Genomic DNA, 14,607 nt, shown 5'->3' on the forward strand with positions numbered 1-14,607 from the left:
TTATTCTTGAGCTAAAACTTTCGAAATATCTGTTCTGTAGGCATTAAAGGCTGGCAATAATGAAGCCAACACACCAATGCCGACACTTAAAATCAATACATAAATTTCATTAGGAACAACCACTAGCCCTGAAATGCCAATGGCATCGGACTTTTCATAGGCATTGGCCAAAATTTGCACCAATCCATGCCCTAAAACAAAACCGAAGATTCCGCCAATGGTGGTAATGATGATACCTTCCAAAATGACGTGCACAAAGAGTTTTCCTTTTGAAGCTCCTAAAGAACGCATAATTGCCAAATCGTATTTTCGGTCTTTTAAGGCATTGTAGAGCGAAATAAAGATGCTCAGGCCAGCAATTACAATGATAATATACGCAAAACTACGAAGCATATTAACACCTATACCCAGCAATGAAAACAAACGTTGGGTCTCAAATGCAGGTGAAGCCGCTTGCATATTGGTATTGCTGTTGATCATTCTTGGCATTTGAACTGCACCCATCGGGGAACGGTACTGAACCAAAAGAGAGGTTATTTCATCATCGCCTCCACCATCGGGCAAGCCTGTTTCATAAGCAGAACCTAATTGTGGTTCTTCATGATGCTCTTCATGTTCTACCTCCTCCTCTTCATGATTGTGTACCATCCATACACTTTCAATATTGGTGAGAATTAAATTATCCAATACGGAATGACTCGGCTTGAAAATGCCAACCACTTTATACAAAGCGCCTTCATGTTCCATATCGGCCACACTTAAGCCATGGGAGCCCAAAAAAGTATCGCCTACTTTTAAACCTAATTGTTGAGCAACGCTAGCGCCAATTGTACATTCTAAGTTATACTTCCAAAGGCCCCCCTCTTCAATTTCTCCTTGATAGAGCTTGGCATAATCGTGATTAGTGCCTACTATTCTAAAGCCTTGGTAATTATCGCCCAAAGCCAGCGGAATAGCAGATTTCACCAAGCGATTTCGGCTCAAATTTCTTGCTTCATCCAACTTGATATTCCCGGTTGGGAAGTCGATATGATAAACATTTGCCAAAATAAGTTGAAGCGGACTGCCCTTTGCTCCTACCACCAAATCGATGCCTCTTTTGTTTTTCGATAGATTTTCTTCCAACTGAGAATTCAATATGAGCAACACCAAAATAATGGCAATACCCAACGACATTAACAGCACATTTAAAACCGTATTGAGAGGCTTGGCCTTAATATATTTCCAGCTTAGTACGAATAAATTCATTGGGCATTGAGGTTAAGCTGTAAATCAAAAACTTCTTTCACGCGCTGATCGTGAGTGGCAATAATTAGCGAAGCGTTATAATTATCGGCTTGTTTTTTTAGCATAGAGATTACGCCAATGGCATTATCGTCATCTAAACTTGCCGTTGGTTCATCGGCCAAAATCACCCTTGGCCTATTCAAAAGAGCTCGGGCGATAGTAACCCGCTGTTGTTCTCCAACGCTCAACTCTCTAGCCTTGGAAGTAGCCTTATCTCCTAAATTCAGCGCCTCTAAAACTTCTTTGATTCTACCTTTATCCTGGGTAGTTCCCGAAAGGTATTGCGCCAAAAGCAAGTTGTCCGTAACTGACAATGCAGAAATCAAATGCGCCTTCTGAAAAACGAGCCCAATATTCTGACCTCGATATTTATCCCTTTGGGTTTCCGAAAGCATATACATGTCGGTTTCTCCAATGGTTACTTTGCCTTGCTTAGGCTTCAGTAAACCTCCTAAAATGTGAAGTAGAGTGGTTTTTCCGCTACCCGATTTCCCCAAAATCATCAGGTGTTCCGATTCTTTAATTTCCATATGTGGAATGGAGAGAATCTTCTTTTCAGAGTAGCCAAAACTGAGATTATCTATGGTAATCATACCTTTGAAATTACTACGGCTAAGTAATATATATGCCCTCAGGATTAAAACCTGTTATATATAAGTGGTGAGATAACCCGAATGACACTCTTCCGTTTAACCAAAGGCCATTCTGATTTTTAATGGCTCGAATTTTTAATAATAAATAATACCTTTACGCCTTACTCAAAATTAGAGAATACATATGTTGGATTTCTTTAAAAAGAAGAAAGACAAAGAACCTAAAAAGAAAAAAGGATTCTTTAGAGAGCTTTTTAACGATGTGCTTTTTGCATTAATCGCAGTGACCATAATTCGTGGTTTATTTATTGAAGCATATGCCATACCGACAGGCTCCATGGAAAATTCCATGCTGATTGGAGACCACCTTTTTGTGAGTAAACTGCACTATGGAGCCAGAACTCCACAAACCCCAATTAAATTTCCTTTAGCACACCAAACTTTTTGGGGAACCGACATCCCTTCTTACTCCGATTTAATTCAATTACCTATCTATAGATTACCTGGATTCAGAAAAGTAAGAAGAGGCGAACCTGTAGTTTTCAATTACCCGCCCGACCTTAAATATCCTACGGATATAAAAACCTTCTACGTTAAGCGTTGCGTTGCCATTCCTGGCGACACATTAGAGGTAAGAAATCAGCAGGTTTACATCAACGGTGTAGCCATGGAAAATCCACCAGAAATGCAGACCAGCTATTTTGTGGAAACCGACCGAGGAGTTCACCCAAGATACATGAGGGAAATTGGCATTACTGACTATACAGATCAGAATCCTAGCGACACCTACGCAACCACTGCCGAACCTGTTTATCAGTACAATGGCAAAATGGGCTTCTACATTAACACTACCCAAGTAAAAGCCGATAAGCTTGCACAATACAACTTTGTGAAAAGTGTAGAGAAAGTAATTTATGAAAAGGGAACAGGCCATCAGGCTTTTCCTGAATCGCAAGGTTATTTGTCGGCTGAATACACCGCTTATAATCCGGTGACGGACTTTGGTTGGACCATTGACTTCTTTGGGCCTTTAGCCATGCCGCAGAAGGGCCAAACGATTGAGCTGACCCAGAGAAACATCGACATGTACCGCACACTGATTGAGCATTACGAAAGAAATGACAACGTTGAAATCAAACCAGGAGAAGTTTGGATTGATGGCGAGCAAGTCACACAATATACCTTTAAACAAGGATACTACTTTATGATGGGTGATAACCGCCACAATTCAGAAGATTCGCGCTCATGGGGATTTGTTCCTGCCGATCATATTGTAGGGAAACCTTTATTCATTTTCTGGTCTATCGACAAAACGAATCCTGAGGCTTCTACTTTTGAAAGCATCCGATGGAACAGAATTTTTGACCTTATCAAGTAATGAAAAAATTAAGCATATTCTTCTTTATACTGGCTTTGGGCTCTTTTCAGCTCAAAGCTCAGGAAAAGAATCAATGGAAAACATTATCGAAAGTTCAAATAGAAACTAAGTATGATGAAGTGCTAAACTTTGATGTGGAGCATCCTGTATTTAGTGATGAAGTAAAAGCACTCAACGGTAAAAAAATCACTTTAGAAGGCTGGATGATTCCGCTGGACGAGCTTAGAGGCGAAAACTATTTTGTACTTTCTTCCTTACCTTATAACAATTGCTTTTTCTGTGGTGGAGCGGGCCCTGAAACCGTAGCAGAAATTTTCTGCAAAAAGAAAATTGACTACACCGAAAAGCGTGTCAAAGTAAGCGGAACCTTGCAAATCAACGATGACGATCCGCTTCGACTGATGTACATTCTTAACGATTCTGAAATAGAAGACTAGATTACTCTAGTCTTCTATTTTTTTATAAACCATCCTCTATGAAAACCATTTACTCACTTTTATTCCTTTTGGCCTCTACGGTCGCCTTTTCTCAATCTCAGGACGAAAAAATGATTCGAAAACTCTTCGATGAAGCTCTTGAAAATGGAGAAAGCTACCAAATGCTGCATTACCTCACTAAAAACATTGGCGGCCGATTAAGTGGATCTCCGCAAGCTGCTGCTGCCGTTGAATGGAGCCGTCAGCAAATGATGGAATATGGATTCGATAACGTTTTTCTTCAAGAAGTAATGGTTCCGCATTGGGTGCGTGGAGAAAAAGAAATTGGCCGAATTGTAAACTCTAAAAAATTTGGAAGCCTAGATATGAATGTGGTGGCTTTAGGCAATTCTGTGGGAACAGGACCAAAAGGCACTGTAGGACAAGTAATAGAAGTAAAGAGTTTTGAAGAACTAGAAAAACTTGGCAGAGAAAACATTGAAGGTAAAATCGTATTCTTCAACCGCCCAATGGACTCTAAATTGATCGATACTTTTTCCGCTTATAGTGAAAGAGGTGGTGGCCCGTCAGAAGCTGCGAAGTATGGCGCAATTGGCGTAATCGTTAGGTCATTGGGTTCTTTCAAAGATGATGCTCCTCACACTGGCAGCACTCGCTATGCCCTAAACATTCCAAAGATACCGGCTGTAGCCATTAGCACAAACCACGCAGACTTATTAAGCGAACTACTTGAAGACGACAAAACGCTGGAGTTCTATTTCGAAACGCATAGCGAAATGTTGGAAGATGTGCTTTCGTACAATGTAGTGGGAGAATTAAAAGGAACAGAATTTCCTGACGAAATCATTGTAGTGGGTGGCCACTTGGATTCTTGGGATTTAGCAGAAGGCGCTCATGATGACGGTGCAGGTTGCGTTCAGGCCATCGAGGTTTTAAGAATGATGAAAGCTTTGGGGTACAAACCCAAAAGAACCATCAGAGCTGTAATGTTTATGAATGAAGAAAACGGCTTAAGAGGAGGAATGAAATACGCTGAACTTGCCGAAAAGAACAAAGAGAAACACATCGCAGCGCTAGAATCTGACCGAGGAGGATTTACTCCTGTAGGTTTTACGGTAGCCGGAACAGACAAGGAACAAAATACACTTTTAAGCTGGAAAAAATTCTTTGAACCTTATGGGCTATACCAATTTACAATTGGTGGTGGCGGAGCAGATATCGGTCCTCTGCAGAACCAAAAAGTGCCAATTATCGAGTTTTTGCCAGACAGCCAACGCTATTTCCAATACCACCATACGGCTATCGATACTTTTGAGCAAGTAAATCAAAGAGAGCTAGAAATGGGTGCAGCGTCAATGGCCGCTCTCGTTTACCTCATTGATCAATACGGGCTGAAGTAAAAATCTGAATTAAATTCAGCTCAGCTCTAAGTTAGCTGAGAGCTTATTTGAAACAGCTTTTAGGTATTATTCTGAAAGCTGTTTTATTTTAAATCACTACCTTGCATAAAAAGGTACTAGCCAACACAACATATCTAAAATAGTTGCGTTAGCTCTTCAACAACAATAGCTCTTGGTCTTTCTTTCGATCGTCCATGGGTCTCCAACTCAAAAACAACATGCAAAAGATTAAAGAATTTTTCTGGTTTTGTGCCGGAGTAAATCGCTCACTTCTCAAACGTTGCCCCACCGATAGCGCTAAATATTCCGGCATTGGAGCTGCCGTTTTCTTCACAGGGTTACTTGCTTCTCTATCTGGCGGATATGCCTTTTATACTGTATTCGAAAATGTTTGGTGGGCACTCGCTTTTGGTCTTCTTTGGGGAACCATCATCTTCAATTTGGATCGATTTATTGTGAGCACTATGCGCAAACAAAAACATGGATTTGCTAGAGAATTACTGACAGCTTCTCCAAGAATACTTTTGGCGGTTATGTTGGCTATCGTAATCTCTAAACCTCTTGAATTACGAATTTTCTCTAAGGAAATCGATCGGAAACTCGTAACACTAGAAGAAAGTATCTATCAAAGTGAGATTGCTGATTTAGATGCACGATATGCTGATCAATTGCAGGTTATCCAGTCGCAGATTGATGGACTGAAGAATGAGATCAGCATTAAAACCCAGAAAAGAAATGAACTTTCTACTTTGGCTCAGCAAGAAGCAGATGGCACAGGTGGTTCTGGTAAAAGAAATCCAGGACCAATTTATCAAATCAAAAAAGCTGATGCCGATAATGCTCAAAAAGAGCTTGAACTCACCACAAAAACCAACCTTCCATTTATCGCAGAAAAGCAGCAGGAATGGGATAAGCTTTTCGCTGAAAAACAAACTGAAATTGCAGGTTTAAAACGGAATCCGTGGGATGGAATGGCTGCTCAACTTCAAGCACTACACATTTTAGGAGAAGAAAACACAGCTATCTACTGGGCGAATATCTTCATTATGATTCTTTTTATTCTTTTAGAATGTACTCCAATCATTTCCAAATTAATTGCTGGTCGCAGCCCATATGATGAAATGCTTGAGATTAGAGAGCATTTTTATAAAAATCATAACACAGAAAAAATTGCCGAAATGGATTATGATTTACATGAAAAGCTAAAACATCTTCAACCTAGTTTGGAGTAAATCATCTTATAAAAAAGCTGTCTCAATAATAGTAATCAAAGACCCTGAAACAAGTTCAGGGTGACTCTAAACTCACTATTGAGACAGCTTCTTTTAAACTTTGCTATGGTTATTTCTTACGCAGATAAACATCCGCATTCTCTGAAAGCCTACCTCGGTTCGATTTTTTGAATGACACCAAACGCTTGCTGTCTTTGTCGAACAGCCAAACATCCGAATCAGAAATGGTGAAATGGTCTCGCTCTCTTTTGTCAAAGTCTTTTATAATCAACTCGCCTTCAGCGTTTATACGCCAAGTAGCCCACTCTACCTCATTTTCTCCAAAAACATTGACCTTGATTTTAACATCTCCCCCTTCTCTAAAATCCATTTGAATGTCGATGCTCTCTACAATATCTAAGGCGAAATTGCTTACGCTTCTGGCAAAACTACGTGCCAGCCAATTACTCTCTTCATCAATTTCCTCTTCAATTTCTCTTCTGTCAATATCGATGACCAACTGCCACTCGCCTACAACATCTCTTTCTTTGACCTTAGATTGAGCAAGCATTCCGTTACCCATGCTTACCAATAGCATTAATGTGATTAGTTTTTTCATTTTTGACCTGGTTTGATTTGTATACTTTGAGGACTCCCCAGATTCAAAAAAGTTACAGCCTGAGACTGAACGGAATATAAAAATGATAAGCGCGGTGGGAGCCTAGCCTAACTCTCCGATTTTTGTACGGCTTTTGGCAAACTCACCCCTACCTTGAGCTACAATTTTCCCTTCCTCATTCTTAATTAAGGAGCTTGCGATGTAGCCATTTTCGCTAGTTTCTTCCAAAACACCTTCAGCAAAAAGCTTTCCTCCAAAAACTGGGCGTTTGAATTGGATTTGATAATCCTTTGTAAGCAGAAAGAACTCCTTTTCTACAGAAGATGCTGCAAAGTATGCGGCATCATCCAACAGTTTGAAATAAACAGCGCCATGTAAACTCTTGCCTGCGTGAAAAAAATCCTGCGTAATAGGCAAGCTGATTTGGGCTTTTTTCTCCGAGACCTTCAATTCGGTGGCTTCAAAGAATTTTTGATTGATGGGCGCAGCTTTGTACAGTTTTTCTAAAAACTCGAAATGGCTCATAATTTATAAGGAGAATTAAGGTTCGGGATAAAATATCGTTTCGCTTAGAGAGGCTAGAATGCAGCGTATAAAAAAGGCCTCTTTCGAGGGCCTTTTAAATCTTTATTCTCCTAGGAACGGATATCTGTAATCGGTTGGTGAAACGAATGTCTCTTTAATTAATCGCGGAGACACCCAACGCAATAAGTTGATCATAGAACCTGCTTTATCGTTCGTACCTGAACCTCTAGCTCCACCAAAAGGCTGTTGTCCAACGACCGCGCCAGTTGGCTTATCATTAATGTAGAAATTACCAGCCGATTGCTCCAAAGCTTTAACTCCTACTTCCAAAGCATAACGATCGTTTGAGAAAATAGCACCAGTTAATGCGTATGGCGAAGTTTCGTCAACCAATTTCAAAGTAGCTTCGTAAGCATCTTGCTCGTAAACGTAAATGGTAATTACCGGACCGAAGATTTCTTCGCACATGGTTGTGTAATTCGGATCGGTAGTTAATAAAACGGTTGGCTCTACAAAGTAACCTTTCGATTTATCGTGATTTCCACCAGCAATCACTTCAACTTTATTGCTTGCTTTAGCATCGTCAATGTACTTGGCGATTCTATCGAAAGCCTTCTCATCGATTACAGCATTCACAAAGTTTGAGAAATCTTCTGTACCTCCCATTTTGAAGGTCTTCAAATCTTCAACCACATAGTTTTTCACATCTTCCCAAAGGTTAGATGGAATATAAGCACGAGAAGCTGCAGAACATTTCTGACCTTGGAATTCAAATGCTCCTCTAGAAATGGCGGTAGCAACCGCTTTAGCATTGGCAGATTTATGAACCATGATAAAGTCCTTTCCACCAGTTTCACCTACAATTCTTGGGTATGACTTATACTTGAAAATATTTTCTCCGATGGTTTTCCAAATATGCTGGAACACAGCAGTACTTCCTGTGAAGTGAATACCACCGAAATCTTCATGTTTGAAAATAATGTCGCCAGCTACAGGACCATCTACAAAGAAGAGGTTGATAACGCCATCAGGAACACCCGCTTCGCGGAAAACTTCCATCAAAACATTAGCAGAATAAATTTGAGTATAAGCTGGTTTCCATACCACGGTGTTTCCCATCATAGCTGGGGCAGCAGGCAGATTACCTGCAATTGCTGTAAAGTTGAAAGGAGTAAGTGCAAACACAAAGCCTTCCAAAGGGCGTTGTTCTACTCTGTTCCAAATTCCAGGAGAAGATTCTGGCTGTTGCTTGTAGATTTCAGTCATGTACTGAACGTTAAAACGCAAGAAATCCACGATTTCGCAAGCTGAATCAATTTCTGCCTGAAAGGCATTTTTTGATTGACCCAACATGGTAGCAGCATTGATTTTATCTCTGTATGGCCCAGCAATTAACTCAGCAGCTTTTAGGAAAATGCTAGCGCGATTTTCCCAGCTCATGTTAGCCCAATCTTTTTTCGCAGCCATAGCCGCATTAATGGCATCAGTTACGTGAGAAGCATCTCCTTCAGAAAAATGCCCTAAAATGTGTTGGTGATCGTGCGGAGGAGAAAGCGAAACCTTTTTATCTGTTCTCACTTCTTTTCCACCTATATACATAGGAATGTCTATTTGCTTAGAACGTGCCTCAGCAAGTGCCGCTTGAAGACTTTCACGCTCTTTGCTACCTGGTGCGTAGCTGTTGATAGGTTCATTCTTTGCGATAGGTACATTAAAGAATCCTGTTGCCATAGTTTACTTTTTTTGATGTGTCTTAATAGTTGTGCATGCGATACTCCATTTTGCATGACGCGAGCAAATATAAGCTTTCAACCATGGATAAAAAACCGAAGGCGGCTAGAGCAAGTTCCGCAATTCTGCCAAAGCAGCAATTTCATAAGTAGGCGGTATGTCGGCTTTGAGTTTTGAAGGGTTGAACCAAACGTGATCCATCCCGAAATTACGAGCTCCGAGAATGTCTGACTCCAAATTATCCCCAATCATTAAGCTTTCTTTTACAGACGCACCCGAACGGTCTAAAGCCAGCTGAAAAATATCGGATGAGGGTTTTCGAGAACGGGAATTTTCAGATGTCACAATAATGTCGAAATACGAGCTAAGTCCAGCGCTCTCTAATTTTGTGTATTGCACATCGTCAAAACCATTGGTAATAATATGGAGCTTATATTTCGATTGCAGGTAATCTAGAGTTTCGTGGGCACCTTCAAAAACAGCACTCTTTGTTGGGCATAACGCCACATATTCAACATCGAGCTGCTGAGGAACAATTTCATGTTCAATTTGTAAGCGCTGAAAAATAGTAGCAAACCTTCTTTCCCTGATGTCAGCCCTATGAATTTCGTGTCGATTATAAAGGCTCCAAAGTTCATCGTTCACTTTAAAAAAATGATCTACAAAATCTTCCTTTATTACACCACAGGTTTCAAACTGATACTGATCGAACAGTTCGCCCAATGAATTCATGGCGTTGGTGTCATAGTCCCAGAGGGTATGATCTAAGTCGAAGAAAATATGTTGGTAAGTTTTCAAGGTGAAAAGATTGAAGGCAATTAAACGCTCCAAGATTGTTTGGTAATTCGGTTTTCAGCCAGCTCGCGGTTCGATTTCAAAATTTCATAAACTTCCTGATCCTTCTGTAAAACCGTATCCTTATTGAGAAAATTAAAAATTTGCCCCATTACCAATTCAACCTCTTCTCGAATGCTGTAAAACACCCACTGGTCGTGTTTTCTGGCATTTACAATGTTCGAATTTTTGAGGTAAGTAATATGACGCGAAGTTTTAGTTTGTGTAAAATCCAGAATATGTTCCAAATCTGAAATGGTCATTTCTCCATTTCTATGCAACAAATGAAGAATTCTGATTCTAGCTTCATCCGAAAGCGATTTGAAAATTTGAGTCCCGAAGGGTAAACTGAAGTTTTTGAGTTTCATGGTTTTGATCAACCCTTTTTACATTGTCATCAAGCTTAAAAAGCCATCAATGCGATTGAAATTCGCGGTTAATTAATGTTAAATTGGGAAGAATAATTGATTTCGCCCAACAGAAATACCCTTTTTGATTGTTAAGTTTGTGCAGTCACAAAAAAATGTTCTGGAGTTTTTATCTTTAATGCGAATAACTCGTAGACATTCATCAGAAACAACATTGGATTGAAACCTTCATTTACCATATCCCTACTTCGTTTTAGCCTTGTTCTGGCACTTATTGTTTTAAGTGCGAAGCAATCTTTTGCTCAAAAAGATCAAGCCAATATTGTTGAAGTGTCAGGTTTGGTAATGAATGCGGACAGTACCGAAACCGTTTTTGGTGTTCACATTTACGATGTAAGACGAGGCCGAGGAACCGTTTCAGATTATAGAGGCTGGTTTAGCCATGCTTTTTATGCGGGTGACACGGTGATTTTTAGTGCCATCGGTTTTACCAATCGAACCATTGTAATTCCAGACGATGTTGGGGACAAGTACACCATCATTATGGCTCTGAATGAAGAAATAACTCAATTGGCGGATGTAGAAATTAATCCTTTCCCTTCGGAAGAAATGTTTAAGGAAGCCATTTTAGCCATGAGCTTGACGGATGAGCAACAATCCGTTCTAGATAACTTCCAACCCGATGTAGTTCAACGTTTAATGCTCACCATGCCGATTGAAGGCAGCCCCGACATGAACTATCGCTATTTGATGGATCAGCAATATAACCAGTTGCGATACAGTTCTGGACCTAGAACGAACCCACTTTTGAACCCATTTGCTTGGGCGCAGTTTATCAATTCACTTAAAAGAAAGAAGAAGTAATTTTACTGCCTAAGTAGTTTAATACTTATCAGTCTATCCGTTCCCAACCATTTATTTTCTTGATTGGTAAACCAAGTTCTATGCTTAGGAATTCGCATGCCTTGCTGAATTTCTAGCCCCTCAAAAACTATATACTCACCATCATTCAATGCCTGATTGTGGTAAAAACGGCAACCAACCAATTCATATGTTTCAGGTTGAAAATAGAAGTACCAAGTATCAGAGCCCACATTTTCAGCATAGGTGACCTTAACAGAAAGTACTTCCTGATTATTAAAAAAAGTTCGTTCAGTTTGTTCACCCACGATGGTTCCTTCATCGCGAAGTTTCATTGGCAAACCGTATAAATAAGTATAGTAATTTCTCCATCGAACCGCCCGCTCGGAGTTGAGTTGTAAAGAATCAACCAAAACGGAATCGCTAACCATTCTAAAGTCCATCAAAATTTCAGCTGAATCTCGTGCATTAACAGCCCAATTAAAAAGGTGGTTGTCTCTTACATATGACAGCTCAAATGAATTTCTCAGGTTATTGATCTCAATTTTAGAAGGGCGAACAGCCCCATTCGGTAACTCTTGATCAATCAGCATATTAATTTTCATGCGGTTCCATTGGCCGCTTGGGTCGTGAAAAGCAATGCTTCGAGAGATAAGTTCTTCACCAGAAATTTGCTCGGGCGCTTCTTCTTCTTGAGCCGAGAGGTTAAAAGAGGTTAAAACAAAGGTAATTAGAAGGAAAACTGGAAAACGGTTCATCGAATACGCTGTCAAATTAGCTGGTTTGGGACGTAAATGTAATAGATGTTCTTATTTTTGCAACCTAACTCAAGCACTGCGCAATATGCAAATTCCTCCATGGGATGCTTCATTTTTAGAACCGGTTTTGGCCATTAGCCTTTTGACTGTTGGATTTAGCATCTACCATTTCGTTTCAATTTCTCCGAAAATCAAAGCTCAATATGCTCAAAAGTATGGAGCAGTTCGGGGCAATTCAAAAGCTCAATGGTTTTACCGCTATTTGGGCTGCATGACTATTGGCGTTATTCCGGCCATTATTATGATGCTCGTTTTAGGTAAAAATCCTGCAGAATACGGAGTTGCCTTTAAAAACCACGCTATTTCGCTCTACTGGATTTTTGGCTTGGCGGCCATTATAATTCCAATGAATTTTTTCAACTCCAAAAAAGAAAAGAACCTTGCCTTTTACCCCAATGTAAGGGAAAAAGAATGGACAAAAGGCATGGTGGCAAAGAATGCTTTTACTTGGGTTTCATACCTTTTTGGCTACGAGCTTATGTTTCGCGGATTGTTGTTATTCGCCACAGTTCCTCTTTTGGGAGAATGGCCAGCCATTATTCTTAATGCTGCCCTTTACGCCTTAGTTCATGTACCAAAAAATTTAGAAGAAACCATCGGAGCAGTGCCATTAGGTATTGTCCTCTGTTTAATTACCCTTACTACGGGAACCATTTGGGTGGCTTTCTTCGTCCATATTACGTTAGCGCTATCTAACTTTTTCTTCTCTCTGAAGCATCACCCTGAAATGAAAGTGATTTAATGAGCAAAAAAATATTCATCACCGGAAGCACCGGTTTTATAGGTCAAAAGTTAATCAAAGCCTTGGTAGATCAAGGTCATGAAGTGAAAGCTTTGGTACGTTCAGCTGCTAAAGCAAAAGATGTGGAACATCCTCAAATCACTCCAATTCAAGGGGACCTTTTCGACATAGAGGCCTTAGAAAAAGGAATGGAAGGCTGCGATGAGGTCTATCATTTAGCAGCATTCGCCAGTGTTTGGGCTAAAGACGATACTTTCAGAAAAGTAAATATTGAAGGCACTGAAAACGTGCTTAACGCGGCTAAAAGCCAAGGCGTTAAGAAAACTTTGGTTACTTCAACCGCTGGTGTCATTGGCCCTGCCATTGATGGCCCGGTAAATGAAAATACACCTAGGCAGGTGGATTTTTTTACTGAATACGAAAGTACGAAACACGAATCCGAAGAGAAAATTAGAGCAAGAGCTGCTTCTGGGCAACATGTGGTAATTGTAAACCCTACTCGTGTATATGGGCCTGGGCCTTTAAACGTGAGCAACTCTGTTACTAAAATCATAAAGCAATACATTGACGGAAAGTGGAAATTTATGCCAGGAGATGGCATGAGCACTGGCAACTATGTATATGTGGATGATGTAATCAATGGCCATATGCTCGCCATGGAAAAAGGGAGATCTGGGGAAAGGTATTTGCTGGGTGGAGAAGATGCTACTTATCACGAGCTATTCAATACCATTGCAGATATTGGTGGCAAGAAGTTAAAACTCTACACCATGCCACTTGGCGTGATGCTCACTTTCGGAAAGTTTCAACTCTTTTTAGCCGATACTTTTGGCAAACAGCCTATGATTACACCAGGTTGGGTAAGAAAATACCTTTACAAGTGGAGTGTAAGTAGTCAAAAAGCACAAGAAGAATTGGGTTATCAGATTACGCCACTTAAAAATGGCGTTGAAAACACGGTAAACTGGTTGAGAAACAACTAATGGCAGAAGAAAAAAAATATACGCTGGTAACAGGTGCCAGTAACGGAATAGGCAGAGCTTTTGCCGAAGAGTGCGCTGCCAGAGGTCAGAATGTTTTGCTGGTAGCTTTGCCTGAACCCAAATTGGAAGAAGCAACCAATAGCTTAAAAGAAAAGTATCCTGATCAGGATTTTAAGCATTTAGGCATTAACCTGATGGATAAAGATGCTCCACAGCAGATTTTGGAATGGTGCCAAAATCAAGACTTTGTGGTTAATCTCTTAATTAACAATGCAGGACTCGGCAATTCTGGCCCTTTCACAAGTTTACCTTCCAACTTTTACCAAGGCCAAATGCAGCTGAACATGCTTTCAGTGGTTGGGTTAACGCATTTATTCTTACCCTCACTTTTAGCTCAACCCAAAGCCAACATCATCAATGTAGCGAGCATGGCGGCTTTTTATGACATTCCTTTCAAAGGGATTTATTCGGCCAGTAAAAAATTCGTTTACTCGTTTTCCAGATCTCTCAACAAAGAGCTAGAAGGAACATCCGTGAGCATTACCGTCCTATGCCCAGCCTCTGTGCCCACCAACCCAGACGTAATGCTTAGAGAGAAAGAGTTAGGGTTAATGGCGCGTTTGACAAGTCAAACTCCAGAGCAAGTAGCCAAGTATACATTGGACAAAATGTACGAAGGAAAACAAGTAGTGATCCCTGGCTTCTTCCCTCGTTTGTATAAAAGAATTGGTTCGATTGTTCCCTATAACGCTAGGTTGAATATTCTAGCTAAGCAGTTCATAAAAAACAGCAAATAGAGATTCCATTTCGAAGAGAAAAA

General features: G+C 40.3%; 16 protein-coding genes. 8 read left to right on the plus strand and 8 right to left on the minus strand.

Features of this window, described 5'->3' with window-relative positions; translation table 11 throughout:
* Window positions 1-1,248 carry an ABC transporter permease gene (locus ACXACJ_RS16790; RefSeq protein WP_475135568.1) on the minus strand — a complete coding sequence of 416 codons (1,248 nt, stop codon included), beginning with the start codon at window positions 1,246-1,248 and terminating at the stop codon, window positions 1-3.
* A complete protein-coding gene (locus ACXACJ_RS16795; RefSeq protein ID WP_475135569.1) occupies window positions 1,245-1,880 on the minus strand; it encodes an ABC transporter ATP-binding protein in 636 nt (211 codons plus the stop codon). The genes ACXACJ_RS16790 and ACXACJ_RS16795 overlap by 4 nt, the downstream gene beginning before the upstream one ends.
* A gap of 184 nt (window positions 1,881-2,064) precedes the next feature.
* On the opposite strand from ACXACJ_RS16795, the gene lepB reads away from it, so the two are divergent.
* The 4 genes from lepB to ACXACJ_RS16815 all read left to right on the plus strand — a co-directional run bounded on the left by lepB (window position 2,065) and on the right by ACXACJ_RS16815 (window position 6,327).
* Entirely contained in the window at window positions 2,065-3,258 is a 1,194-nt protein-coding gene (lepB, locus tag ACXACJ_RS16800; RefSeq protein ID WP_475135570.1) for a signal peptidase I, read from the plus strand.
* The gene (locus ACXACJ_RS16805; protein ID WP_475135571.1) at window positions 3,258-3,695 is read left to right on the plus strand and encodes a hypothetical protein; all 438 of its coding nucleotides are present in this window, start codon (window positions 3,258-3,260) and stop codon (window positions 3,693-3,695) included. The genes lepB and ACXACJ_RS16805 overlap by 1 nt, the downstream gene beginning before the upstream one ends.
* A 38-nt stretch (window positions 3,696-3,733) precedes the next feature.
* Complete coding sequence (locus ACXACJ_RS16810; RefSeq protein ID WP_475135572.1) at window positions 3,734-5,095, plus strand: M20/M25/M40 family metallo-hydrolase; 1,362 nt, start codon at window positions 3,734-3,736, stop codon at window positions 5,093-5,095.
* 218 nt (window positions 5,096-5,313) lie between these two features.
* Window positions 5,314-6,327, plus strand: a complete 1,014-nt coding sequence (locus ACXACJ_RS16815; protein WP_475135573.1) for a DUF4407 domain-containing protein — start codon at window positions 5,314-5,316, stop codon at window positions 6,325-6,327.
* A gap of 109 nt (window positions 6,328-6,436) precedes the next feature.
* Here the strand turns inward: ACXACJ_RS16815 and ACXACJ_RS16820 are convergent, their stop codons facing one another.
* The 5 genes from ACXACJ_RS16820 to ACXACJ_RS16840 all read right to left on the minus strand — a co-directional run bounded on the left by ACXACJ_RS16820 (window position 6,437) and on the right by ACXACJ_RS16840 (window position 10,383).
* Complete coding sequence (locus ACXACJ_RS16820) at window positions 6,437-6,925, minus strand: hypothetical protein (RefSeq protein ID WP_475135574.1); 489 nt, start codon at window positions 6,923-6,925, stop codon at window positions 6,437-6,439.
* A 102-nt stretch (window positions 6,926-7,027) separates the two neighbouring features.
* Window positions 7,028-7,450 carry a PaaI family thioesterase gene (locus tag ACXACJ_RS16825; RefSeq protein ID WP_475135575.1) on the minus strand — a complete coding sequence of 141 codons (423 nt, stop codon included), beginning with the start codon at window positions 7,448-7,450 and terminating at the stop codon, window positions 7,028-7,030.
* Between the two features lie 102 nt (window positions 7,451-7,552).
* Window positions 7,553-9,181 carry an L-glutamate gamma-semialdehyde dehydrogenase gene (gene pruA, locus ACXACJ_RS16830; RefSeq protein WP_475135576.1) on the minus strand — a complete coding sequence of 543 codons (1,629 nt, stop codon included), beginning with the start codon at window positions 9,179-9,181 and terminating at the stop codon, window positions 7,553-7,555.
* A gap of 105 nt (window positions 9,182-9,286) precedes the next feature.
* Complete coding sequence (locus tag ACXACJ_RS16835; RefSeq protein ID WP_475135577.1) at window positions 9,287-10,012, minus strand: YjjG family noncanonical pyrimidine nucleotidase; 726 nt, start codon at window positions 10,010-10,012, stop codon at window positions 9,287-9,289.
* On the minus strand, window positions 10,000-10,383 hold the full coding sequence (locus tag ACXACJ_RS16840) for an ArsR/SmtB family transcription factor (protein ID WP_475135578.1): 384 nt from the start codon (window positions 10,381-10,383) through the stop codon (window positions 10,000-10,002). The genes ACXACJ_RS16835 and ACXACJ_RS16840 overlap by 13 nt, the downstream gene beginning before the upstream one ends.
* A 219-nt stretch (window positions 10,384-10,602) precedes the next feature.
* On the opposite strand from ACXACJ_RS16840, the gene ACXACJ_RS16845 reads away from it, so the two are divergent.
* The gene (locus tag ACXACJ_RS16845; protein ID WP_475135579.1) at window positions 10,603-11,247 is read left to right on the plus strand and encodes a peptidase associated/transthyretin-like domain-containing protein; all 645 of its coding nucleotides are present in this window, start codon (window positions 10,603-10,605) and stop codon (window positions 11,245-11,247) included.
* Between the two features lie 2 nt (window positions 11,248-11,249).
* Here the strand turns inward: ACXACJ_RS16845 and ACXACJ_RS16850 are convergent, their stop codons facing one another.
* On the minus strand, window positions 11,250-12,002 hold the full coding sequence (locus ACXACJ_RS16850) for a DUF6503 family protein (protein WP_475135580.1): 753 nt from the start codon (window positions 12,000-12,002) through the stop codon (window positions 11,250-11,252).
* An 85-nt stretch (window positions 12,003-12,087) separates the two neighbouring features.
* On the opposite strand from ACXACJ_RS16850, the gene ACXACJ_RS16855 reads away from it, so the two are divergent.
* Genes ACXACJ_RS16855 through ACXACJ_RS16865 form a run of 3 tightly spaced genes read left to right on the plus strand, consistent with a single transcriptional unit; the run spans window position 12,088 to window position 14,584 of the window.
* Window positions 12,088-12,804 carry a lysostaphin resistance A-like protein gene (locus ACXACJ_RS16855; protein ID WP_475135581.1) on the plus strand — a complete coding sequence of 239 codons (717 nt, stop codon included), beginning with the start codon at window positions 12,088-12,090 and terminating at the stop codon, window positions 12,802-12,804.
* The gene (locus ACXACJ_RS16860) at window positions 12,804-13,787 is read left to right on the plus strand and encodes an SDR family oxidoreductase (protein WP_475135582.1); all 984 of its coding nucleotides are present in this window, start codon (window positions 12,804-12,806) and stop codon (window positions 13,785-13,787) included. The genes ACXACJ_RS16855 and ACXACJ_RS16860 overlap by 1 nt, the downstream gene beginning before the upstream one ends.
* Window positions 13,787-14,584, plus strand: coding sequence for an SDR family NAD(P)-dependent oxidoreductase (locus tag ACXACJ_RS16865; RefSeq protein ID WP_475135583.1), 798 nt, complete (start codon window positions 13,787-13,789; stop codon window positions 14,582-14,584). The genes ACXACJ_RS16860 and ACXACJ_RS16865 overlap by 1 nt, the downstream gene beginning before the upstream one ends.
* The last annotated feature ends 23 nt before the right edge of the window (window positions 14,585-14,607 follow it).

Source organism: Roseivirga sp. AWQ4_251 (assembly GCF_056158225.1).

Excerpts from the sequence above, each read along its gene's own strand:
- ACXACJ_RS16850 (WP_475135580.1), bottom strand. The coding sequence starts at position 12,002 with ATGAACCGTTTTCCAGTTTTCCTTCTAATTACCTTTGTTTTAACCTCT.
- ACXACJ_RS16790 (WP_475135568.1), bottom strand. The coding sequence starts at position 1,248 with ATGAATTTATTCGTACTAAGCTGGAAATATATTAAGGCCAAGCCTCTC.
- pruA (WP_475135576.1), bottom strand. The coding sequence starts at position 9,181 with ATGGCAACAGGATTCTTTAATGTACCTATCGCAAAGAATGAACCTATC.
- ACXACJ_RS16805 (WP_475135571.1), top strand. The coding sequence starts at position 3,258 with ATGAAAAAATTAAGCATATTCTTCTTTATACTGGCTTTGGGCTCTTTT.
- ACXACJ_RS16820 (WP_475135574.1), bottom strand. The coding sequence starts at position 6,925 with ATGAAAAAACTAATCACATTAATGCTATTGGTAAGCATGGGTAACGGA.
- ACXACJ_RS16865 (WP_475135583.1), top strand. The coding sequence starts at position 13,787 with ATGGCAGAAGAAAAAAAATATACGCTGGTAACAGGTGCCAGTAACGGA.
- ACXACJ_RS16825 (WP_475135575.1), bottom strand. The coding sequence starts at position 7,450 with ATGAGCCATTTCGAGTTTTTAGAAAAACTGTACAAAGCTGCGCCCATC.
- lepB (WP_475135570.1), top strand. The coding sequence starts at position 2,065 with ATGTTGGATTTCTTTAAAAAGAAGAAAGACAAAGAACCTAAAAAGAAA.
- ACXACJ_RS16840 (WP_475135578.1), bottom strand. The coding sequence starts at position 10,383 with ATGAAACTCAAAAACTTCAGTTTACCCTTCGGGACTCAAATTTTCAAA.
- ACXACJ_RS16810 (WP_475135572.1), top strand. The coding sequence starts at position 3,734 with ATGAAAACCATTTACTCACTTTTATTCCTTTTGGCCTCTACGGTCGCC.
- ACXACJ_RS16795 (WP_475135569.1), bottom strand. The coding sequence starts at position 1,880 with ATGATTACCATAGATAATCTCAGTTTTGGCTACTCTGAAAAGAAGATT.
- ACXACJ_RS16860 (WP_475135582.1), top strand. The coding sequence starts at position 12,804 with ATGAGCAAAAAAATATTCATCACCGGAAGCACCGGTTTTATAGGTCAA.
- ACXACJ_RS16815 (WP_475135573.1), top strand. The coding sequence starts at position 5,314 with ATGCAAAAGATTAAAGAATTTTTCTGGTTTTGTGCCGGAGTAAATCGC.
- ACXACJ_RS16855 (WP_475135581.1), top strand. The coding sequence starts at position 12,088 with ATGCAAATTCCTCCATGGGATGCTTCATTTTTAGAACCGGTTTTGGCC.